The following is a 23,684-nucleotide window of genomic DNA, read 5'->3' as shown; positions in this document are numbered from 1 at the left end:
AAGAGGGCACATGATCACCCCGGGGCTTAAAAAGCCAGCCAATTCAAAAGCCACATCAAGACCATGACCACTCTCATTAGGCGAAAGAGGATAGCGCTGCGCCATTACATTAAGATTGTTCACGAACAACCGCGGGCTACCACTTTCCAAGTTATACAACACCAATGCCAGCTCCGGTGTGCCGCAGCGCAAACGGACCTGGACCGCCACGCGCACAAAACGATCATGCATATCTGGCTGCAGTGGCGAGCGGTTGATAATGGCGCAACTGCGGTTACCAGGGCTGGCATCGTTCACGACCCCCTCCAATCGCTTTACCAAGCCAGCCGATGCAAGCTCAACCGAAGACTCGGGCAAGAATCCCGGACGAGACCGCAATAACACCTGAATACGGCGCAATTGCTCAGCCAAATTCGCCCCCTGTTGCAACTGCGACTTGATCCTCAATTCTCGATCACGCAACACCTGGATCTGTTGCTGTACGCTCAACATCGGCCGAGTAAACCAAGGATGAACCAGCAACAGGTAGAGCACAGACAACTTTATAAACAACAAACCAAGTGCCAACCAACGATCAGAGTTAACGTTGTGCCTTGCCATCAGCAGCCTCCTTCATCGGAACCACTCCAACCAATTCGGCAGTGATGACGAAACGGTTCACACTGCTTCCCACATTACTCTGTAGCACGCTGCTTAATGACGGCGTACGCCATAACTTGGAACCTTCCAGAAGACGCACCAACGAGGATGCATCATTACTCATGCCCATCAAATGCAATTGTCCATCCTCAATCGCAAATTTTTCCAAATAGGTGCCGTTCGGCAAGCGTCGGCTCAGCTCCTCCCAAACTTCGATGACTTTCGGGCGCAGAGTGCGGCGCTCATCAAGGAAACGAACGCCTTCAATCAGCGTGACCAAGCGTTGACGTTCAGCCGCAACGCGGCGTGCACTGCTGGCCTGCGCCTGCACTTGCAGGCGCAGCTGCTCAGCCACACGGATGCGATTATTCAACAACAGCGCTCCGGCAGTGGCCACCAACAAAAGCGCGACCGCAGCTAGAGCCAGATTCCAACGTCGCATCGGATCACTGCACCGCCACCGCTGCACGGGCGGCAACAGATTCACATTCAACGGTTGGCCCTGCATATCAGCCACATCAATGCCCGCCAGAGTGGTGGCCCATTCCTTAGGAACACCGTCGGGACCGTCAACCAAACGCCGCGGCACCACGACCAACTCCGTTTCCAATTGAGCATCATCACCATGTCTTTTTAATAGACGCACATCGTAATAAACCTGTTCGACCTGGAAAGGCGTTTGACGATCAATTTCAAAGCGCACGACATCATGCAGACGCTGTGACGCCCCAGCAGGCAAACGCAACGGCCGACATAACGCACTCGTGGCAGGTAGCAGCCAGTGCCGCGGTAATATCTGCAACTTCGGCAACAACATCCCACTCAGTTCCTGAGGTGTGATAGGCCACGGCAGCTGTACCAGCGGTTCTAAAACATCACCGCACTGACGCACCAAATGCAAACCATCAGCCTGTACAGAGAGCAAGAGACGCTCTGAGAGCAGCCCCATCTGCACACGGCAGCGCATAGGTAACCAAGCCAACAGCGACTGCCACCACCAGTGCCAGAATCCACCCACACCGGGGGCAATACTCACACCGAACCACCTCAAACTCTCCCACCATTTACTCATTGCCATGCGATACCCTCTTCCCAATGCAAAATGGTGTAAGTCGCTCCTGGGATACGCCCCCCTCCCATGCGGACGACCGCGCGCAACACGGCTTCGCGCCCCTGAGCCAGCCGTACCTTGCTCTCAATACTGTAAGTGCCACTGCCCATCTGTTTGCTCACATCTGACGGAGACAACTGCTGACGCTTGGCCAGAACCGCCGCAACATTCTGCCCCAATGCAGTCAACACAGGGACCGGCGCATAACTTACTTCCGGCTGCAAATTCCCACTGTAAATAGTGATGTTAGGCAGCATCAGTCGATACAGATCCGTATCCATTCCTAACACCAAACGCAACTCAGCGATGCTCTGGAAAGGATTGTCCTTCGCACCATAGGGCAAACCAGCTGCGGCGTAATCTGAATCTTCGGCGCCACCAGGAGACACCAAATGATCGGTATCACGCCAATCAATGATCGCTCCAGCCAGACGCGCAGCACGCGCAACGTCGACACCCAATGCCTGAATCAAAGCGGTCAGCAGTTGCAGATCTGCAACGTTCAAATCAACCTTACCGCTCTCATCAATCATCCGCATCTCCAGCGTGGCATCTGCGTAATGCCAAGAGTAGGGGCGGCCATCGGGGATCCAACGCACCTGAACCGAATCGCTGTCCTGAAGCCGAGACACCGCATATTCCAACCCAGCACGTGCGACCTCCTGAGCTTGGGCACTACTGACTAGAACCGCCCCCTGAAGGTGCTCGACCCGAGCCGAGAGAGCAAACGCACCAATCATGGCCGCCAACAGCATGACCAGCCATAACACTACGATCAATGCAGCTCCACGCGCGCGCCTCACTAGTCCCCTCCATCGGAGTTGGACTGCAGAAGCACCACGACCAGTGTCGGCCACGGTGCAATGTCATCCTTGATCTGCACAGCTACTGACACTGGTAATTGATCCGAAGACGGCCAAGTAGCCACCCAAGGACCAAGTTGATGACGTGATTGATCCCAACCACGGTAGCTGAAATGCACTTCATGCAAGCCATCAGCAAGGAGTTCCGATGGTACCGACAGCCCATCTTTAACAGTCTCATCAGATTGCAACATGGTCAGTGCAATACGCAGCTGGTGCTGTACGCCACTCTGAACCACACTGATATCGTGTACATAAGGACCACCACGACCGAGATAATCCGGCACATCAGCGACAAAACGCATCCGCTGCGGCTCCCCGACAAACAACAACGGCATGTGCCGCTCCCTATCCTCCCCCATCATCAGCGGTAACGCGCCCATCAAACGCCGACGCAAAAATAACTCCACTGCTCTCATGCGCTCATTGCGGGAAGCCAGCGCCTCACTGCGTCGACTCACTATGCTGGCAGAGTGCAACGTCACAAAAGCCAGCGTAAGACCACTGGCCAGTAGCACGGTTGCCAAAAGCACCTCCATCAAGGTGAAACCGGCCATCCGTCTCATAGTCCGTCACCAGGCGGTTGCAGACGCACAAAGCGCAATGTCCGCCACTGCAACGATTGATCAGGCTCATCGCCCCAGCGCACTGACAGAATCAACTCCAGCAATTGAGCACCGTCAGGTGAGCCTGGTGAATTCTCATAGGGTCGCGTCTCCAACATCCAACGAAAACGACCGTTCTCAAACTGGCCCTGCTGATGCTGCACATGCAACGGCATAGCGACGCCTTGTTGGGCAAGAAACGACTGCGCGTACAACGTGGCCTGCGAGGCCAAATCGGCCCGACGCACCTGACGGGTTCCACCTGTCAGGGTACCGAGCAGCAAACTCAGCGCCAACGCCAAAATGGCAAACGCCACAATGACTTCCAGCAAACTGTAACCACGCTGACACTTCATAATGATGCAGATGTCCGCAACGGTCCGGAACGCACCTCACCGGTGATCCAACCCACATCAATACGCCAATAGGCACGCTTCATTTCCAGATCGATACGTCCACCACTTGAAGCTCCATCGTCGAAGAACTGAATCACCCCCTCACCCGAAGACGTCTGCAACTGCTGCGCACCACTGAAACGAATCTGCAATGCACCAGGCAATTTGCCCTGATGACCATTGGGTCCCTGCCATCGGCGTCGTTGCGGATCGATCATAAAACGCTGTGCAGTCCCCGTCGCCAACGCCACAGTACGTGTGTAACGCAACTCCGCAGCAAGCTGCTTACCGCTGTTGCGCAGCTGGACACCATCCATACCACCAGACAACACCGCAACGCCAAGCAAGCTGATCAAGGCGATCAAAGCAATCACAAGTAACATTTCCAACAACGAAACGCCCTGTGCATCTACCGGCGCACCTGAAGAGGTCTGAAAACGGAACGGAGCAGAACAAGGCAACATGCTGCTTATTCGTACTTGATATCGGCATCGTAACTAGACCCTCCAGGCTTACCATCCTTGCCCAAACTCATCAGATCAAATGGTCGTCCCTCACCGGGGACACGGTACTGAATCGGATGTCCCCAAGGGTCGTTCAATTCAGCGGCTTTGGCATAGGGACCAAGCCAATTACTCACACCACCAGGCGGATTCACTAAATCGTTCAACGATCCTGGCAACTTACCCGTGTCCAGCTGATAGTTCTCAATTTTTCCCGCCAACGTTTGAATCTGCGACTTGACCAAATTCGCCTTGCCACGATCAGCACCACCAAGAACACGACTGCCAACAAACGCGATCACACCACCAATCAGCACAATGACAATAATGATCTCCAGCAGACTCATACCAGCCTGACGCATCTGCGCTGGACTACATGTAATAGAACGTCGGTTTACCATCGCTACGACCTCAGGCCTCAATATAAAGTAGGGAAAAACAAATGCAGAACGCACCCATATTCATTTTAAAAACGCTGTTAATCAGCCAATCAAATTGGTCAAGCCGTACAACAATGCCAGAACCAACACAATCAACGTCATTGATGATAATCGCCATCACCAGCACGGTGGCTAGCGCCAGCACAACGAGCAGGCGATCATTAAGAAACAGCGTTGATCAGCCAATCGAATTGGTCAGGTCATACAACGGCACCAAGACCGACAGAATCACCACAGCGATAATCATCGCCATCACCAGCGTGATCGCTGGCACCAGCGCAGCAAGCAAGCGATCAATCATCACCGTGGTCTCCTGCTCGAAAGAGCTAGCCGCCTTGAGCAGCATCGTATCCAATGTACCGGACTCCTCACCAACCTGAATCATCTGCACCGCCAAGCGGGGGAAACGCTTACCACGCCCCAACGCTCCTGCCAATCCCAGACCATTTTTCACATCTTCGGCAACGCTACCAAGATCATCCACCAACGCTGCATTGGACAACACATTACGGGAAATCCTCAACGCGCTTAACAACGGCACACCGTTGCGCAGCAAGGTACCCAATGTACGTGCCAACCGGGCAGTCTCCAACTTAACAATCAGCGTACCCAACAGACGTTGACGCAGTAACCACGTATCGAACCGCGCACGGAATGCAACATCCCGCCGCTTACGCTCAACAAAAATCATACCGATGCAAATCACCGCTAATAGTAAAAACCACCAGTCACCGATGAAGTGACCCAATGCCAGCACGCCCTGGGTAAACCACGGCAACGCCACATCCAAACTCTCATACATCGCGCCAAATTGCGGAACAACATAACCAAGCAAAAAGGCAAGCGCACCGCCAACCACAAAAATCAGGATCACCGGGTAAATCAGCGCATTAATCACCTTGGCACGCACCACCTGGTTACGCTCCAGATAATCAGCCAGCCGCTGCAGCGTCTCAGGCATATTGCCGCCACTCTCACCAGCACGTGCCATCGTCACATACAACCTCGAAAACACACCATGCTGACGTTCCAAGGCAATAGACAACGGAGTACCGCCACGAACAATGTCGCAAACGTCACCAATAATACGGCGGCTCTTCTCGTTATCCGGAAGATCCGTCAAGATGGAAAGCGCACGATCCAAAGGTTGACCGGCGCCGAGCAACGCCGCCAATTGTTGAGTGAAATGAATCAAGCCGAGACCAGAAAACGGCTTCTCACCCAGAAAATTTCGCAATGACGGTCTGATCGCATCGCCGTTGGACAAACTCGCCTCAACAGGCACATGTCCCTGCTCTTGCAGCCGCGCGGCAACCTCGGCTTCACTGGCTGCTTCCATCTGGCCTTCCAGTAAGTCACCGCGCACATCCAACGCCTTATAGCGATACACCGGCATGTGTTATCCCTCAACGTCCATTGGCAACCACACCTTCAGCCTTCCTCCGTCACACGCAAGACCTCTTCAATCGTGGTCTCACCAGCCAATGCCTTGATGAGACCGTCCTCGTACATAGTACGCATCCCTGCTTGACGTGCGATCTGCTCCAACTCCCCTATGCCGGTACGGCTGATCACCGCGCGGCGCAGCGCATCATCCATAATCAGAAATTCGACGATCGCCGTACGGCCCAGATACCCAGTGGGCGCAAGCGCTGAAGCGCGCGGACGGTACAAATAAATATCACCCTCTGGCTGTAAACGGCGCAAATCAAAACGCGCGATCTGCTCTGGCGAAGCAAGATAACGCTCAGCATGCATAGGCTCCAAGCGACGCACCAAACGCTGCGCCAAAACACCATTGATTGTGGAGGTCAACAAATAATCCTCCACACCCATATCCAGTAATCGGGTCAGCCCACCGGCAGCACTATTGGTATGCAAAGTAGACAGCACCAAATGACCTGTCAGCGCCGACTGGATAGCAATGCGCGCAGTTTCCAGATCCCGCATTTCACCAATCATGATGATGTCCGGATCCTGACGCACAATGCTGCGTAGTGCGCTGGCAAAATCCAGCCCGATCTGCGGCTTCGCCTGGATCTGATTGATGCCTTCAATCTGATACTCAACCGGATCTTCCACCGTAATAATCTTGACACCGGTAGTATTGAGACGATTTAACACCGTATACAGCGTGGTGGTCTTTCCAGATCCCGTCGGACCCGTGACCAGTAAAATGCCATGAGGCATCTCCAACACACGGGAGAACCTGTTTAATAACTCATCGGTAAAACCAAGCTTCTGAAAATCGAATACCACCGTCTCCCGGTCAAGCAGGCGCATCACGACGCTTTCACCATGTGAAGTCGGCACAACACTCACCCGCAGATCCAGCTCTTTACCCTGAACACGCAACATGATTCGCCCATCCTGGGGCAAGCGGCGTTCAGCAATATTAAGTTTGGCCATAATCTTGACACGTGAAACCACAGCAGCAGCCAATTTAGATGGCGGACTCTCCGCATCAATCAACACGCCATCGACGCGATAACGTACCTTCAACCGATTCTCGAATGGTTCGATATGGATATCAGAGGCGCGTAATTCAACCGCACGCTGAATCACCAAGTTCACCAGCCGGATCACAGGCGCTTCAGACGCCAGATCACGCAAAGCCTCAATGTCATCTGTGGGCGCCGCATCACCATCGGTCGCCTCCACGATCATGCCCATGACGCTGCGGCCTTGGCCATACCAGCGCTCGACCAAGTCATCAATTTCGGAACGCAAACCGATACACAATTGCAATACTGCACCTGTGGCAAGGCGCAACGCCTCAATGGCGTACACATCAAATGGATCTGCAACACACAACTGCAACACACCATCATGCTCAGCAAGCGGGCATACATGGAACTGTTTGAGAAAGCGAATGGACAACCCATGCACCTCCGCCGAGAATTCTGGCGGCGTATCCGGCAATTCACGCACCTGTATCAACAACAGCCCCATCACCTCCGCACATACTTCAGCGTGATCGCGCTCAGAAACCAAACCAAGACGGCCCAACAAAGGTAACAACCCAACACCGGATTCGGCCTGCAACTGACGCGCACGATACAGATCACTTTCTTTCAAGCAACGACGCTGCAACAACGACTCAACGATGGATGCTTCCATACTTACATTCATACTTCCGCCAACAACGCACAACAACGTATTGTCGTTATTCCTATTTTCCACATTCGGACACCATAAAAAAACGACCTACTCATCTCTTCAATAAATTCCCCTTATTAAGCCACACACTTTCATCACCAACCGACTCGCACCTGAAGGCAGAAAACAGACAACCTCGTTCACTCCCCCAAAACACGAAGATTGCGTGAATGAAATTGCAGTCCCAATCGCCGAGTGGACGCGTAAAACATAATGAACAAAACAGAAAAAACGCGGGCAGCACAACGGCTGCCCGCGCATACACATTACCAGCCAAAACCCGCGCCAATGCCTACCGAACTATCACTACTACTGAACGCACCACCGATAGTGACCGTGCTCCTATCACTGATCGCACGCTGATAACCCAGAGAAAGTGCTGCCTGACCATTCTGGAAGCCAACACCAGCACCAACCCTATTTTGGGTATGGATTCCAGCAGCGCTGGTCGCCATGTTCAACATGGCCGCACCCATCGCTCCTTGGCGACTGATCCGGCGATCCTGCCGACGCATCTGTCCATTCACATCACTACGCAAACTCTCGAAACTATCGTTCAACGCCGAGAACCGTGCATCTGTGTAGCTATTGGCCGCCGCCATACTGTTATCCAATTGCGTTTTACTCACTCCCTGGGTTACCAAGGCGCCTACGGCCATCGTCGCCTGCCGTGCATTGAGCGAGCTACCTAACGAATCCGTACCCACCGAACTCGTCTGCACCTCATCCCTACTCTGAGCGCTACTCCCCGTCGCCGAAATGCTGACACCATTTTCTTTGGACAACACCTGCGCATTGGCAGCAACACTCGAATCAGACAACGCCGCACCGGAAACAAGCTTGGCAACTCCCACAACCTCCGTACTGGACGTTGCCCCCGGCTTGGAAGCACTGAGAGTAGACGCAGCAGCCCCCGCCGCAAGATTGCTATTCACGTTAACGCGATGATCAATATCAGTGACCTTACCATCCAGCGCCTTGAGCGCTGCACCCACACTGCCGTAACTACTGCCCTGTATTTGATACACCGGCGCAACCAACACGCCTTGTGCCCCTACCGCCGCACCACCACCTAAAATACTGGCCATGCTACTTAGGGTCTGGAAGAGCTGCCCACCATTCACCGCATCAGTGCTCACCTGCGATAGATTGCCGGAACTGACATTAACAATACGGCGTGTCGCCGGAGCACCGCGGCCGTTACCACTACCAATTGACAACACATCAGCTTCATAAGTACGCGAACCATAACCCAGCGCGATGGAATTTTTTCCAGAAACACCGGCATCAGCACCCAACGCAACACCATGCTCACCACTCTGACGAACAAAACTATTGAACCCCAGAGACACACTGCCATCACCGATCGCATTGCTCTGACGCCCAAGTGCCGTACTGTTGACCCCTCTGGCACGACTGTCCACACCCAACACAATGGAACCAATAGCGTTAGCAGTGGCACGCGTTCCCAAAGCAACACTGCTATCACCGGCAGCCTGCGCACTGGCACCGGCCGCAGTACTGTCCTTACGACTGACACTTGCAACACCGCTACCAGTGACTTGAATCGCCCCAGCAATATTTTTCACCGATGCCGCCACATCATTCACCGATGCCGTCACACCATCCAACTGCGACTTATTCACCGCATCGTTATTACCAATACCATCACCCACATTCACAATGCGCCGCACTGCTGGACCAGTCACCCCATCACCACCACCCACAGAAACCACATTAAGCTCTGAAGCCATCGAACCAGCACCCAAAGCCACTGAATTGACCCCTGATACGATGGCATTGCTCCCAAGAGCGATACCGTTGGTCGCACTCTGGGCAACAAAACTGTTGTAACCCAACGACGTACCACCCTCACTGATGGCAGTACTTTGACCTCCCAACGCAGTGCTGTTGGCGCCAAAAGCATGACCATCCACACCCAAGGCACTGGAACCAATAGCGTTAGCACGGGAACGCGCTCCCAAAGCAACACTGCTATCACCGGCAGCCTGCGCACTGGCACCGGCCGCAGTACTATCCTGACCACTGACACTTGCAACACCGCTACCAGTGACTTGAATCGCCCCAGCAATATTTTTCACCGATGCCGCCACATCATTCACCGATGCCGTCACACCATCCAACTGCGACTTATTCACCGCATCGTTATTACCAATACCATCATCCACATTCACAATGCGCCGCACCGCTGGACCACGCAAGCCATCACCACTACCCACAGAAACCACATTAGGCTCTGAAGCCATCGAACCAGAACCCAGAGCAACCGAGTCGACGCCTTGTAACAACACAAGGCTATTACTCCCAAGCGCCAAACCGTTGAATGAACCCTCGCCAACAAAACTGTTGTAACCGAGCGACACACCGCCTTGACCCAGAGAGACGCTTTGTGTCCCCACAGTTGTACTGTTGATTCCCTTAGCATGGCTATCAAAACCTAACGCACTGGCACCAACAGCGTTAGCGATAGCACGTCCTCCAAAAGCAGCAGTGTTATCAGCCACCGCCTGCGCACCAGAACCTATCGCAGTACTTTCCTTACCACTAGCACTAGCAACACTGCTACCGGTGACTTGATTCGTTAAGGCAATCGTCTTCACCGATGCCGCCACATCATTCACCGATGCCGTCACACCATCCAACTGCGACTTATTCACCGCATCGTTATTACCAATACCATCACCCACATTCACAATGCGCCGCACCGCAGAACCAGTCACCCCATCACCACCACCCACAGAAACCACATTAGGCTCTGAAGCTATCGAACCAGCACCCAAAGCAACCGAATTGACCCCTGATACGGTGCTATTGCTCCCAAGAGCGACACCGTTGTTGGCACTCTGAGTCACAGAGCTGTTGTAACCCAGCGCTATCGCATTCGGCGCAAAAGCCTTAGATAAGTAACCGATTGCAATACTATTATTGCCAAATGGGAAGAATTTCCAATCTAGCGCCATATGTGTCATCAACTCCGACCCATCGCCTGTAGGAATACGATCAGCGGTGCGATTTACCTGACTATCCACATGAGCCACCATGACCTTACTCGCGGTGACCATCGCAGGACCTTTCACCGATTGGGCATGAGTAACACTTGTAAGCGCAAGACCGATTGCCAGCACCAAGCTACGGTTTCGTACGCCTGAATGACGTAAAACAACATCACTGCAACCTCCATCATTAGTCATATGCGAGGCCACACTCCACGAACCCAAAGAGAGATTCCAGAATTTGCGGTAAATTTGATTTTCTTTCATTGACTGCTACTCCTGTAAATAACCCTTAAAAAATATTGATTATGAGAGATACCTGGAAACAAGAATGACTAAAAAAATGACTAAAAATTCTTTAATCAACATCACGATAAATAACAAAAATAATCACACTTTCCACTTTCACATCTGTATATAGAGGGCACCTAAAATTCTGACGCATTTAGACGGCTAGCTATTAGCTAACACCGATTAATCAATAAAAATCAATTTATTTAAATTATTTTTTTAGATATTGGGATTGGCATCACCTAATATCACCACAACCAATATTGTGATTTACATCATTTTAATATTGATGAAAATCAATATTTCGAATAATTGAAGATGATTTTTTTGACATACTCACGCAATACAACATGACAAGCAGCATAAAAATCAAAACCACCAAGATTAATTACCCCCTTCTAACTTCACGTCAATCACCTGTGACGCTTGTGAGCGCAGCGTGAATCCAGCAACTTGATGCGTTTTAGAAGGCACTATTAGTTTGATGCAGAAAATGCAATGCCAAGATGGACATAGAGCAATATGCCATTCAAACCAACCGGCTTAGCACGCGCGATATACAAAAATCCCAGGGCGGCGAAGATGGATGCCCTCCCCAATACGCATCACGGAAAAACATCATGGATCACCCAGAATCCAACCACCTCATAAACTCTAAACATCAACGAGACAGGCGAGTCACCCATACAATTGCTAAAGGAACTGTCACAACAGCAAGAAACGTGCTTACCATCACAGAAAAAGCAGCCTTCTCAGGATAGAGATTGAGAGTGTTTGCCACCACAACGGTATTAGCAGCCATTGGTGTTGCTAACATCATGACAATCACTGCAAGTGTGTCGATGGACACTGGAGTTATAAAATAAAAAATCAATACTCCAACAGCAGGGTAGATCAGATGCTTCCACGTGAGAGTGGCTATTAAAAACCCCCAGTCAATCTTGATCTTTTGGTAAGACGCAAGGGTCACCCCAATCACCATCATCCCCAACACACTATAAGCACCTTTAAAATTGGACATCGCAGAGAGTAATGTTGCTCCTACATCAATGCCCCACTTTTTAAACGTCATTCCAAGAATAATTGCATACAGTATTGGGAGCCGAACTATTTTCTGCAAACTATCTGTTGTTTTGAATGTACCCTTCGCGGCAATAAAATATCCAACAGTAAACTCATAGATATTAATACCGATGATGATAAAAACGGCAATAGCAATTTGCTGTGCATTAAACAGTGCAAATGCAAGGGGTAATGCAAAATATCCTGTATTTCCTGTGCCTGCTGCAAATGAAAAAAGATTCACTCTTCCATCACTCCATATCATTCGCGCCAGACCGTATGCAAGAAAAGCAGCGACGGATGCTGTCAATAATGCACCCAATGAATATGCAAAATAGGTCCAATCCGCAGGAGATTGCAATATGGAAACAAAAATAACGAATGGCGATATTACATAGACCAACAATGAAGATATCTCTTTTGAACTTAATTTCAAGATATATCCGGCACCCCATCCAAGCGCGGCAGTACATATTAAGAAAAATACCCTAATCAACACTTCAACGATCATGCATCACCTTGAAATAATAAGGGTTGACTCAATTGAAACACGGTGCCGGACGGAAAAACATACAATCCATAACACCGTTGCAACCAGCGTTGCCCTTGTATCTCGCCGCGTCCATGCATACAACGCAGGTTACTAAAAATAAGCAGGTCTGCTGGCTGCCACCGTTTAATGATCAACACAGATTGCAAAGCACGGCGTAATGAATGCAATGCATTGGATGCTATTGAAGTGAGTCCACGCGAATGATGCAATGCTGCTTTGACCTCATACATACCGTCTACCTTATCTAATATGAATGATCGACGCTTGGGGACTTTCACCTGAAAGGTTTCAGGGGAGACATGATAATAATCATCACGCATTAATGCATTGATCTTAGATGCACTGAGTAAGGGTAATGCTGCTTGCAAAGAAGCAAGCCATGTACCTTTCTGTGATATATCAACCAAACACAGTAAAGATAACGTATGCGGGCGGAGATGGCGTTCAAGATATGCACCATCGGTATGGAAATCAAAGCTGATAACACCATTGCTAGAAACACTTTTTTGTTGCCTGCAATCGGGGCAATGTCATGCACCAAGGCGCCACACTTTTCTTCTTGATAGGAGAAAGGATTCAAACCCAACGTGTAGGTGATTCAAAGTAAGCAAAGTTCGGAAAGGTGGCCTTTATTAGGGTGAGGTAAACCGTCAGAAGGCGGCGGCGGGATTGTTCTGTCAATTGGCACATTAGATATTTCGATATAACCTTTACCAGACTTTATTTCATTTCTAATAAAATCTATATCTGGAAGGTATTTTTTTGCAATATTGGATTGGCACTTCTGTGGATGGTGTCTTTATTAATACCTCCGTCAACTTCAATGTTCATTAATTCTTCAATCCAGTATTGCAATGCAACGGAAGATATTTCCAGCACTTTTTCTCGTTGTTGTATTTCATAATAATTTATAGAAATATGTCACGATTTTATATAACAAAAGGTATTTACTCGTTTATATACCAATAGACAGATAGCAGAAAAGTACGCCAACAATCAGACGATTGTTGGCCCCAGTTGAGCCGATGAGGTACTTCAACAGATCACCAAACACCATTGACGCATGGGAATAAACGCAATCAGTTACGGGGCGATTTTTCCTTGGCACAGATGGAGCAGTCATTGCACAAAACCGCATTAAGACACGACTTTTTTATCGCTTTCATTCCAAGTTAATAGCAACAATTGCAATAAATGCCGCCATATGTGTCAGCGCACTGGGCACACGTTCGCAAAGCACCAAGCATGGTGATCCGTAGAAAGGCTATGTGCACAGGTTTGGGCAGGCATGGAGTGGGTGTTTTAAGTCATAAAATACCGATGCTATTTCACAGCAATCAGTGTTGCCGTCTTCATTTTCTTAAAGGATGCAGTGATAGGGATGAGGACCGATAATCAGCACCCTGCTTTGCTCCACAATCCAGCCTTTCAATGCCATCACCGATCGCTTTGCTTGCCGCCGCCACTGAACGCATTGAGCGAGTCGATGCAGAAGCCTTGCTGTTGCATGCTCTGGACTGCGATCGGGCGTGGCTGTTCACCCATGGGGACATCCCCCTGGCAGCGGCAGCGACGGAGAGCTTCCAAGCGCTCGTGGAGCAACGTGCTCGCGGTATCCCCGTGGCTTATCTGATTGGGCGGCGTGGATTTTGGACGCTTGATGTAATTGTGTCCTCAGCAACGCTGATTCCGCGTGCAGAAACAGAAACGTTGGTCGAACAAGCATTGCAGCGACTCGACCATGCTTCAGAGCGACGCGTGGCCGATCTGGGCACCGGCAGCGGCGCCATTGCACTGGCTATTGCTTGCGAACGGCCGCAAGCACAGGTGTTAGCCACCGATAACAGCGCAGCCGCGCTCGACATTGCCGCACGCAATGCCAGCGCACATGGGCTAAATCATGTGGTGTTTCGAGAAGGCAATTGGTATGAGGCACTGTTGGGGGAACGCTTTGATCTGATCGTCAGCAATCCCCCTTACATTGCCGTCACTGATCCACATTTGACGCAGGGTGATCTGCGTTTTGAACCACCATCGGCATTGATCTCTGGTGGCGACGGATTGGACGCACTGCGCATCCTCGCTGCAGGGGCACCAGCACATTTACGGCCAGGGGGTTGGTTAGTGCTGGAGCATGGTTGGGATCAAGGTGCGGCCGTGCGAACATTACTGCACACTGCGGGATTGGTGGCAGTGGCCACCATGCAAGACTTGGAAGCACGCGACCGCGTCACCGTGGGGCGCTGTCCTGGTTTTTAAAAGCACAGCGGTACTGTGTGTCGTACTCAATACAATGCAGGCCATTTTCAAGTCGGCATCCCAGCCAAAGGCTGCTCATCTGTGGAGCGCATTGCGGTCGCAATGTCAGCAGGTCGGCCTCTTTAGCGTCCTGCAATGAGATGTAGGAGGCACTTACTTTCCCGCACAATCAGCTTGACAACGCACGCAGGATATTGATGGATTAAACCTGTAGTACGCAACTTCATCGCTGCTCATGTGGCTTGCATTGCCAATATCTAAAACGACTCAGCGGGGACCGAAGCAGTAATCGAAAACCGTGATTGGTAGTACATTCGCTGTTTACTATTTCCTAACAGGTATCGTCTATGCGTACGCTGTATCCTGAGGTCACCCCTTTCGACCATGGCATGTTGTGTGTTGATGACAGCCACAGGCTCTATTACGAGCAGTGCGGCAATCCGCATGGCAAGCCCGTTGTGATCCTTCATGGTGGCCCCGGCGGCGGCTGCAATGACAAGATGCGGCGTTTCCATGATCCCGATAAATACCGCATTGTGTTGTTTGACCAACGCGGTGCCGGGCGTTCGATGCCGCATGCCAACCTGACCAATAACACCACCTGGGATCTGGTGGCCGACATTGAGAAACTACGGGTCGCCTTAGGGATTACACGCTGGCAAGTGTTCGGTGGCAGTTGGGGATCCACCCTGGCGCTGGCTTACGCCCAAACCCATCCTGAGCAAACGACAGAATTAGTGTTACGAGGCATTTTCATGTTACGCCGCTGGGAATTGGAATGGTTCTATCAGGAGGGGGCGAGCCGTCTGTTTCCAGATGCCTGGGATCGTTACATTGCAGCGATCCCGCCGGTAGAGCGCCACGATTTGATCTCGGCTTTTCATCGCCGTCTCACCAGTGACGACGAGGCCACACGCTTGGCGGCAGCCCAGGCATGGAGCCTCTGGGAAGGGGCAACCAGCTGTTTATACATGGACCAAGATTTCATCGCCAGTCACGAAAACCCGCATTTTGCGTTGGCGTTCGCCAGGATTGAGAACCACTATTTTGTGAATGGCGGTTTCTTTGAGGTGGAAGACCAATTGCTACGCGATGCGCAGCGCATTGCGAATATTCCTGGCGTCATCGTGCATGGTCGCTACGATGTCGTCTGCCCTCTTCAAAATGCCTGGGACCTGCATAAAGCGTGGCCAAAGGCCAGTTTGAAGATCACCCCAGGTGCAGGTCATTCTGCATTTGAACCTCAAAACATTGATGCATTGGTCTGTGCAACGGATTCCTTCGTCTGAGATCCACACCATGAGCAGGTTCAGTGGCGATGGCTCCTTCTTCCATGAGGTTAACCGAACTCAGCGCTGCGTTCGCACCATGTCAATACCCTCAATACCCAACGTCGACCCAACGGCACAGGTACTGTCGATGTTCATCGGACACTGTCAAGAAGCGGAAGCCAGCCCATACATGCCCACACTCCTGTGCTGGCCTGGACCATAACAGATGCACACCAACGTCAATCTGTCGCAACCGCTCTTGCTGGTCAGATAGTTGAAAACGCAACTGGTACAAGGCATCGTCAACCAAAGAGGTATGGGACAAGACAAGCATGCCGTTTTCTGAAAGGTTGCTGAGCTGGCCAATCATGTGCTCAGCCACCATGTCGAGAACGCCAATGCGTCCGGATACTTGGCGGCGCAGTGTACGGCGAGATTCATGAATCATGCGTGGAGATTCTCAAAAGTATCTCGCGCACCGAGTAGGTGACGCAGCGCACGCAGCGTTGCACTCCACGCGCGGTCAATCAACCGCCCCTCTTCTTCAGTGAAGATACGAAGCTGACCGTTTGCAAGCAGCCGTGCAAGCGTGTCCAGCGTGTGTTCGGTGCTCTTTTGTCCACGTGGGTTGACGAGCAAGACATGGTCTGTCACCGGACTGTACCAACACAAGCGCTGACGACGCACGTCACCTTGCTGATTCATCACAAACTCCAACCAGGTACCAAACGGCAACGTGCGCAACTGTGCGTAACATGTTTCTTCAACGGTGTTACGAGGCAGGATAGTCTCCTGTAATGGCCTTGGTTCAATCTGCTCACCAAACCTGGTGTGGTGCTTCAGTCGCGCTGCCAATTCGGTCCGGGACATCAATTCATCCTCACCGTCTGGTGTAGATAAGCGGCGTGCAATCGCGCTGGCCTCAATGTTGCCATAACCAACGTGGTACAAGGATTGCTCGACCTGTTCCCTCAACACAAGATCACTGGCACCACCGGCTGGGGTGGAAGTGATCGCACAAATGCGCTCGGTCAATGCTTCATGTTCCTGCCATTCAGGCGACTCTTTTCCTTGACGCAACACACTCAGCGTCAATACGTCTAACCATGCCTGACGCAGCAGAGTCTTCACAAAACGGGGCGGCGGAGCAACGGCACACAGGAGTTCGATGGTTTCAGTCGCTTGGCGCTTGGCAAGCGCCAAGCGTTCTTGATCGCGTGCGGCTTCAATATAGTGACGCTCGGTGACCGCTACCCGATGCACCTGTGCACAATAGCCGACTTGGATGTCCTGATACGCTTGAACAAACACCGCTTCTTCACCCTGATACTCATGCAGCACCTTGTCCACGGCGCTGTTGAGAAGTTGCAATAATTGCGGGTCAAGCTCTTCATCACCGAGCCAAGTGGAGGCAGATTCAGCAATAACATTGAGCAATTCGCGTGCTGGATGCTGATCGCGGACGAAGAATCTGGGGTCCCGCAAGGCCGCACGCAGCACCGGCACTTGCAACCGTGTCAGCAAATCTGCCACGGTGCTACTGCCACGGACCTCGCGTTCTATCTCGCTGTACAACATGTCAATGAGTTCGAAAACGTGCTCATCCTGTGCCGACAAGACGGCTGCTACCCCATATCGGGCACGTATGTTAACCAGCACGTGCTGACGTAACTCACGCACACTGCGCCAAGCACCACCGCGAGGGGAAGTCGCAGCGATACGAGCCTGTAACGCGCTGAGCAACTGATTCAAGTCCATACCTGACAGGTACGATGCAGAAAATGGAGTCAATGTCCTGGCCTGAGGGGCATCAGAAGATTGATTACTTTTAATCTCTGTATCGGAAGGGAAGGTGAAGACCTGGCTCATCTTCATCTTGTACCCAGGAAACGCACTCGGCATCACAGCAAATTGCCCGTTGAGCTGAACCCCTGGTGGACATAAAACAGTCTCACCGCCTGCTCCAGAAGGTAAGAATAAAGTGGACATGCGGGTCTGGAGTACATCAGACATCTGGCTGAGATCAGGGGCAACCGATGGGAACGTTGTATCAGTGCCCACATCACTATCAACACCCGTTCCATTCGTGATCGTGGAACACTGAGGTACCGCTGGCAGCTGGGCTACATTCACGCCTTGTGCAGTCACTGGGGTGCAACGCGGCGCCAGCGTCGCGTTGCACCATTCGGTCGAACACATCACCGTGTCGGCAGGATTACCAGGCAGATCGTGTGGACGCGGTAACACTGAACGCGCCGCCTCGGGCAGAGAAACCAACCTGGGCAAGATACCGGCTTGATCCAGCAGGCGGTTGGCACACTCAAGCAGGTGACCGTAGCGGTCCATGCTCTTAGATTCAAACACACGGTATAGCGTCACCTGTGTGTTTGGATTCAGCCCCAATGTTTCTCCACACTCACGCAAGATGCGACACAGCAGCTGCGGCCCCATAGGCATCCGCTCGGGCTGGAATGCCGGCATGGCTACTAACACCGCCAAACGCTGGCCAAGCATCTGAAGCGCATCCAGATGGCGTACCACACTGCGACCGGCGATGTCATGCAACACGATGTCCCTATCTATCTCGCTATTTTCAGCCAGTGGCAGTGCAGCAGCTGTCATCTGCTCACACGGCATGTTCAATGCGCCAAAAGCACGCACCAAACCTTCACAGAAACACGGTATGAAGCTTTCTTTACGGTCACGCAGGCGCTTCATATCCACATACAGCTCAACCTGCTGCTGAGTGCTGGGCGCGCACGCGGCGAGCTGAAACAATTCCTGCTCCAACGCGGCTAAGGTGTCCATAAGTACTGGACCCAAACTATCCAGGCAACAGTTCAGCACTCCCTGCAACAGCACACTAGCGCGAGGAGACAAGGCCATATTGGCAGGTAGGCTGGAAGTTTTGCCGAGCGGTTCCGCAAACATCCGATGTAATCAATACTTTGATAAACCGCACATTTCTAGCACGTTTCTGGCAAAGAGGCCATGCACCGCTTATTCATTGAATAAGTTGATGACATCGTTAGCAAAACGCAACCCTAATTCAGTCGGGATGACGTGTTCAAGTTCACATCGTAACCAACCGCGTGCAACAGCCTCTCTCAATGCTGCATGGATTGATTCAACGGTCAGTCCTGTACGTACAGCAAAATCCTGTAATCGGAATCCTTCGCGCAGGCGTAATAGATTGAGCATATATTCAAATGGCAAGCGTGCCGTTGGCACAATCTCATCACCACCGATCGCAGAGACGGTACCAGCGTTGTCCAAGTAGGTGTACGGATGCTTACATTTCCAGCGGCGCAACACATGCTGTGACACTCCGGAAGTGATCTTGCCATGTGCCCCGGCACCGATACCAAGGTAGTCTCCAAAGCGCCAATAGTTCAGATTATGCAGGCACTGCCAGCCCTCACGGGCGTAAGCGCTGACCTCGTAATGCTGGTAACCAGCCTCAGCAAGCAGGCGTTGGGTATGCTCCTGCATCTCCCACGCGGCATCGTCATCGGGAATGCCCTGCGGCGGGCGGGCGTAGAAGACGGTATTGGGTTCAAGGGTGAGCTGATAATAGGAAAGATGGGTAGGCGCCAGGGCAAATGCACGCTGTAAGTCGTGCTCGGCTTCAAGCAAGGTTTGCTCTGGCAGCGCATACATTAGATCCAGGTTGATGTTAGTGAACCCGGCATCTTGTGCCAGTTTCACAGCCTGCTCAGCCTGGAGGCTGTCATGAATCCGCCCCAATCGCCGCAGTGCAGCATCATTAAAACTTTGGATACCAAAGCTCAGCCGATTGATGCCAGCGGCAAGATAACGATCAAAACGACCATACTCGGCAGTCCCCGGATTGGTTTCCAGGGTGATTTCAGCATCCGGAGCAAGACGCAGCCGCGCCGCAACGATCTGCAAAAAACGGTCAATCGCTTCCGGGGGGAATAGGCTGGGCGTGCCGCCACCCAAGAACACACTGTGCACAACACGGCCCCACACCAAAGGTAAGTCGTACTCCAGGTCACGCAGTAATGCGTTGACATAAGCATCGAACGGGAGTGCACCCTTGGCTTGGTGAGAGTTGAAATCACAGTACGGGCACTTACGCACGCACCAAGGCAAATGCACATATAGCGAAAGTGGCGGCGGGATCAACATGGGCAACAATAGAATGGCGATAAGGAAACGAAACAAACACCCCAAAAAAGTGGGCTAAAGGTTTAATCATGTTCACCGCGCGTAACACCGAGTGACAGGAACACCATCGACGGGCGGGTGCTTGTTCACTCCATCGCAACGGCAGCCAGGCGGCACATATCAAATCCAGTGTGCAATGAAGGTGTGATCTGCTAATAACGCCGCTCTGGTGTATGGCATGGATCAAGCCATGAATGTATGCAAGCAGTCACGCAACCTCTCCAACGCACGGGCACGGTGGCTGATCTTATTTTTTAATTCAGCCCCCATCTGTGCCGCAGTCATTCCGTATAAGGGATCGAAGAAGATCGGGTTATAACCAAAGCCCCCACTGCCGCACGGTTCAAAGGCGATCTCTCCCTCCCAACAACCATCAGCAATCAGTGGCTGCGGATCCTCGGCATGACGCAACAAGACAATCACGGCATAAAAACGCGCGCAGCGCCTGCCCGCAGGAACGTCACGCAGCATCTCCAACAACTTGGCATTATTGGCAGCCGCATCCGTCGGGGTACCAGCATATCGTGCGCTGTACAGCCCGGGCGCACCACCCAAGGCATCAACAATCAGCCCCGAATCATCCGCCAAGGCTGGGAAACCAGTCATCAGGCACGCGTGACGCGCCTTGATCAGTGCATTCTCAATGAAGGTCAAGCCAGTCTCCGGCACATCTTGCACACCAAATTCACCCTGTGCGGTGATCTGCAATGCCACTCCGGCAAGCATGGCGCGTAATTCCCCAAGCTTGCCTGCGTTGCCACTGGCAAGAACTAGTTTTTTCATCATCTTCGGTTCCAATCATATTGATGCATTACCCGTGGATGGCTCCATCGTCAATCATCACTGCAATGCATGTGGCGCCCAACAGATCTGCGATTCTAGCGGGCCAACGCTTCACGCTGGATGTCAAATAGCATGGCGGTGCCGCGCTCAGCCAACGCCAATAACATGTCCAGTTCACCGCGGCGGAATGCCTGCTGCTCAGCGGTCCCCTGCAACTCGATAAAACCACCCTCATCGTTCATGACGACGTTCATATCAGTGTCGCAGTCACTGTCCTCAGGGTAATCCAGGTCCAAGACTGGCATACCACGGTAAATGCCAACCGAGACAGCCGCTACAGCACCAATCAGTGGTGACTTCTTCAATTGACCTCGCTGCTCTAAACAACGCACCGCATCGACCAAGGCAACATAAGCACCCGTGATCGCTGCGGTACGGGTGCCGCCATCTGCCTGTAACACATCACAATCCAAGGTAATCGTGCGCTCGCCCAATGCAGTGCGATCGACACAGGTGCGCAGTGCACGTCCAATCAGACGCTGAATCTCCAAGGTACGCCCTGCCTGTTTACCACGTGCGGCCTCGCGCTCGGAACGCGTATGGGTGGAACGTGGGAGCATTCCATATTCGGCAGTGATCCACCCTTCCCCCTTATTGCGCAGAAACACGGGCACTTTGGCCTCCACACTTGCAGTGCACACCACCAAGGTGTTACCAAAACTGACTAGAACTGAGCCTTCAGCATGGCAGGTAAAGGCGCGCTCAATACGCACCGGTCGCAACGCATCGGCTTGACGACCACTGGGACGTGAAACATTCATATTGGTTTTTTCTTATTAGTCATAGTGAATGAAAAATTGAACCACCTTAAGGCCCCGCATGGGCGCGCTAGGGTACCATCCATATTTTGAGAGCAATATGATCCATAGCATGACTGCGTTCGCCGCAGATGAGCACCTTACACCATGGGGCCTGTTGGCCTGCGAGCTGCGTTCAGTCAACCACCGCTTCCTGGATATCGTCATACGCCTTCCTGAAGAACTCCGTGCTCTGGAATCACAACTACGTGAGCGCGTGGCCGCACGGGTCAGCCGCGGCAAGCTCGATTTGACGGTACGCCTATCACCACAGGAGATCCACACTGGGAAGCTGGTAGTGAACGAACTGCTGTTATCCCATCTCAGCACCCTGGCACTACGCCTATCAGCACAGTTCCCCGCGTTACGTGTCACATTTGCAGAGCTGCTACAGATCCCTGGTGTCCTGAAGGGTGAGCAGATCGACATGACCACGTTACAAGGACACGCCGTGGCGCTGCTAGATAAGGTACTGGATAACTTCATTGCCACGCGGGAACGCGAAGGTCTCAAAATGCAAGCAATGATCGCGCAACGTGCTAGTGCCATTGAACGCATCGTCGGTGAGGTTCGCACCCTGATTCCCACCATCCGCGAAGGCCAACACAACAAACTAAACGCTCGCATGAATCACCTGTCGTATCCCGTCGATCACGGTCGCATTGAGCAAGAGTTGGTGCTATGGCTACAAAAGCTAGACGTGGATGAGGAGTTGGATCGACTCAGCAGTCACATCAGCGAACTACATCGCATCCTCCAGCAACGCGAACCCGTCGGGCGGCGCCTGGATTTTCTAATGCAAGAATTCAACCGCGAAGCCAACACACTCGGCTCAAAATCGGTGGACAGCCGCACTTCTAATGCCACGATTGAGCTGAAGGTACTGATCGACCAGATCCGCGAGCAAGTGCAGAACATCGAATAACCGTAATAGTGCCTTTAACGGCAGTGACATCGCACACCAAGTATCCACCTGATCCATTGTCCACTGAGCAATCTCTATTCTATGCGCGGCACCCTCTACATCGTTTCAGCCTCTTCCGGCACTGGTAAAAGCAGCATCGTCAACGCCACTCTGGAACGCGATCAACAAATCGCTCTGTCGATCTCCTTCACCTCACGTCAGCCCAGACCCAATGAGCGCCATGCACAGCACTACTATTTCGTCTCAGCCGATGAATTTCAGCGCATGATTGAGGCAGGCGACTTTTTTGAATACGCATTGGTCCATGGCGATTGGAAAGGCACCGCCCGCCAATCGGTGGAGCCACAACTGGCTGCCGGTCACGATGTACTGTTAGAAATCGACTGGCAGGGTGCACGCCAAGTGCGCAGCAAGATCCCTGATGCAATCAGCATATTTATATTGCCGCCCTCACGCGCCGCACTGGAAGAACGCCTGCGTAAACGCGGCCAAGACAGTGAAGAGGTCATCCATCTGCGCTTAGCTGCCGCCCACGAAGAAATGGCGCACTACGATGAATTCGACTACACGATTATTAATGAGCATTTCGAAACTGCAGTTTCAGAAATGAGCGCTATCTTCACGGCAAGTCGGTTGCGGCGCCAAACCCAAAAAATACGGCATGCCAATCTGATCCAAACCTTATTAACTCCATAAAGCATGTTGGGGTTTTTCTTTAACGTGCATGTGGCATGCATACTGGTAAAGCCTCATTGGGATTCAT

Annotated in this window: 20 protein-coding genes and 1 pseudogene; 4 read left to right on the top strand and 17 right to left on the bottom strand. The window is 52.0% G+C overall.

All coding sequences use genetic code 11. From position 1 onward, the window contains the following. The 12 genes and pseudogenes from gspM to F7G16_RS07365 all read right to left on the bottom strand — a co-directional run. Positions 1 to 600 (bottom strand): annotated as a pseudogene (gspM, locus tag F7G16_RS12215) (type II secretion system protein GspM); the annotation flags it as partial. Continuing rightward, positions 581 to 1,711, bottom strand: a complete 1,131-nt coding sequence (locus F7G16_RS07420) for a PilN domain-containing protein (protein WP_038231887.1) — start codon at positions 1,709 to 1,711, stop codon at positions 581 to 583. The pseudogene gspM and the gene F7G16_RS07420, both read right to left, overlap by 20 nt. Then, the gene (locus F7G16_RS07415) at positions 1,708 to 2,553 is read right to left on the bottom strand and encodes a type II secretion system minor pseudopilin (RefSeq protein WP_011097764.1); all 846 of its coding nucleotides are present in this window, start codon (positions 2,551 to 2,553) and stop codon (positions 1,708 to 1,710) included. The genes F7G16_RS07420 and F7G16_RS07415 overlap by 4 nt, the downstream gene beginning before the upstream one ends. Beyond that, positions 2,553 to 3,179: a type II secretion system protein J gene (locus tag F7G16_RS07410; RefSeq protein ID WP_011097763.1), complete on the bottom strand. Its 627-nt coding sequence runs from the start codon at positions 3,177 to 3,179 to the stop codon at positions 2,553 to 2,555. Before F7G16_RS07410 ends, F7G16_RS07415 begins: the two co-directional genes overlap by 1 nt. Further along, positions 3,176 to 3,574: a type II secretion system protein XpsI gene (gene xpsI / locus F7G16_RS07405; protein WP_004088953.1), complete on the bottom strand. Its 399-nt coding sequence runs from the start codon at positions 3,572 to 3,574 to the stop codon at positions 3,176 to 3,178. Before xpsI ends, F7G16_RS07410 begins: the two co-directional genes overlap by 4 nt. Continuing rightward, a complete protein-coding gene (xpsH, locus tag F7G16_RS07400; protein WP_004083685.1) occupies positions 3,571 to 4,077 on the bottom strand; it encodes a type II secretion system protein XpsH in 507 nt (168 codons plus the stop codon). Before xpsH ends, xpsI begins: the two co-directional genes overlap by 4 nt. A gap of 5 nt (positions 4,078 to 4,082) precedes the next feature. After that, the gene (gspG, locus tag F7G16_RS07395; RefSeq protein WP_004088955.1) at positions 4,083 to 4,517 is read right to left on the bottom strand and encodes a type II secretion system major pseudopilin GspG; all 435 of its coding nucleotides are present in this window, start codon (positions 4,515 to 4,517) and stop codon (positions 4,083 to 4,085) included. Between the two features lie 217 nt (positions 4,518 to 4,734). Next, a complete protein-coding gene (xpsF, locus tag F7G16_RS07385; protein WP_004088957.1) occupies positions 4,735 to 5,952 on the bottom strand; it encodes a type II secretion system protein XpsF in 1,218 nt (405 codons plus the stop codon). A gap of 35 nt (positions 5,953 to 5,987) precedes the next feature. Continuing rightward, entirely contained in the window at positions 5,988 to 7,688 is a 1,701-nt protein-coding gene (gspE, locus tag F7G16_RS07380; protein ID WP_012382531.1) for a type II secretion system ATPase GspE, read from the bottom strand. A 293-nt stretch (positions 7,689 to 7,981) separates the two neighbouring features. Next, positions 7,982 to 10,996 (bottom strand): YadA-like family protein, encoded by a 3,015-nt coding sequence (locus F7G16_RS07375; protein WP_004088963.1) that lies wholly within the window; start codon positions 10,994 to 10,996, stop codon positions 7,982 to 7,984. A gap of 685 nt (positions 10,997 to 11,681) precedes the next feature. After that, positions 11,682 to 12,593 (bottom strand): AEC family transporter, encoded by a 912-nt coding sequence (locus F7G16_RS07370; RefSeq protein ID WP_004088966.1) that lies wholly within the window; start codon positions 12,591 to 12,593, stop codon positions 11,682 to 11,684. Beyond that, complete coding sequence (locus tag F7G16_RS07365) at positions 12,590 to 13,048, bottom strand: TauD/TfdA family dioxygenase (RefSeq protein WP_228762626.1); 459 nt, start codon at positions 13,046 to 13,048, stop codon at positions 12,590 to 12,592. Before F7G16_RS07365 ends, F7G16_RS07370 begins: the two co-directional genes overlap by 4 nt. A gap of 1,018 nt (positions 13,049 to 14,066) precedes the next feature. Here F7G16_RS07365 and prmC point away from each other — a divergent pair. Continuing rightward, positions 14,067 to 14,894 (top strand): peptide chain release factor N(5)-glutamine methyltransferase, encoded by an 828-nt coding sequence (gene prmC, locus F7G16_RS07360; RefSeq protein WP_004088973.1) that lies wholly within the window; start codon positions 14,067 to 14,069, stop codon positions 14,892 to 14,894. A 347-nt stretch (positions 14,895 to 15,241) separates the two neighbouring features. After that, positions 15,242 to 16,183 (top strand): prolyl aminopeptidase, encoded by a 942-nt coding sequence (pip, locus tag F7G16_RS07355; protein WP_004088975.1) that lies wholly within the window; start codon positions 15,242 to 15,244, stop codon positions 16,181 to 16,183. 91 nt (positions 16,184 to 16,274) lie between these two features. Here pip and F7G16_RS07350 read toward each other — a convergent pair whose 3' ends face one another. From F7G16_RS07350 to rph, 5 genes are all read right to left on the bottom strand, one after another. Then, entirely contained in the window at positions 16,275 to 16,613 is a 339-nt protein-coding gene (locus F7G16_RS07350; protein ID WP_004088978.1) for a PilZ domain-containing protein, read from the bottom strand. Next, positions 16,610 to 19,096, bottom strand: a complete 2,487-nt coding sequence (locus F7G16_RS07345; protein ID WP_004088987.1) for a DUF1631 domain-containing protein — start codon at positions 19,094 to 19,096, stop codon at positions 16,610 to 16,612. Before F7G16_RS07345 ends, F7G16_RS07350 begins: the two co-directional genes overlap by 4 nt. A gap of 69 nt (positions 19,097 to 19,165) precedes the next feature. Then, entirely contained in the window at positions 19,166 to 20,323 is a 1,158-nt protein-coding gene (hemW, locus tag F7G16_RS07340; protein ID WP_038231889.1) for a radical SAM family heme chaperone HemW, read from the bottom strand. Between the two features lie 216 nt (positions 20,324 to 20,539). Continuing rightward, positions 20,540 to 21,139 carry an RdgB/HAM1 family non-canonical purine NTP pyrophosphatase gene (rdgB, locus tag F7G16_RS07335; RefSeq protein WP_011097758.1) on the bottom strand — a complete coding sequence of 200 codons (600 nt, stop codon included), beginning with the start codon at positions 21,137 to 21,139 and terminating at the stop codon, positions 20,540 to 20,542. 95 nt (positions 21,140 to 21,234) lie between these two features. After that, a complete protein-coding gene (gene rph, locus F7G16_RS07330; protein WP_004083697.1) occupies positions 21,235 to 21,960 on the bottom strand; it encodes a ribonuclease PH in 726 nt (241 codons plus the stop codon). A 97-nt stretch (positions 21,961 to 22,057) separates the two neighbouring features. Here rph and F7G16_RS07325 point away from each other — a divergent pair, with 97 nt between their 5' ends. Together F7G16_RS07325 and gmk are read left to right on the top strand one after the other, a co-directional pair. Further along, on the top strand, positions 22,058 to 22,921 hold the full coding sequence (locus F7G16_RS07325; protein WP_011097757.1) for a YicC/YloC family endoribonuclease: 864 nt from the start codon (positions 22,058 to 22,060) through the stop codon (positions 22,919 to 22,921). A gap of 81 nt (positions 22,922 to 23,002) precedes the next feature. After that, a complete protein-coding gene (gmk, locus tag F7G16_RS07320) occupies positions 23,003 to 23,617 on the top strand; it encodes a guanylate kinase (RefSeq protein WP_004089000.1) in 615 nt (204 codons plus the stop codon). Positions 23,618 to 23,684 lie beyond the last annotated feature (67 nt).

It is taken from the genome of Xylella fastidiosa (assembly GCF_011801475.1).
Lineage (GTDB): Bacteria > Pseudomonadota > Gammaproteobacteria > Xanthomonadales > Xanthomonadaceae > Xylella > Xylella fastidiosa.
This window is presented reverse-complemented; position numbering and strand designations above follow the sequence as displayed.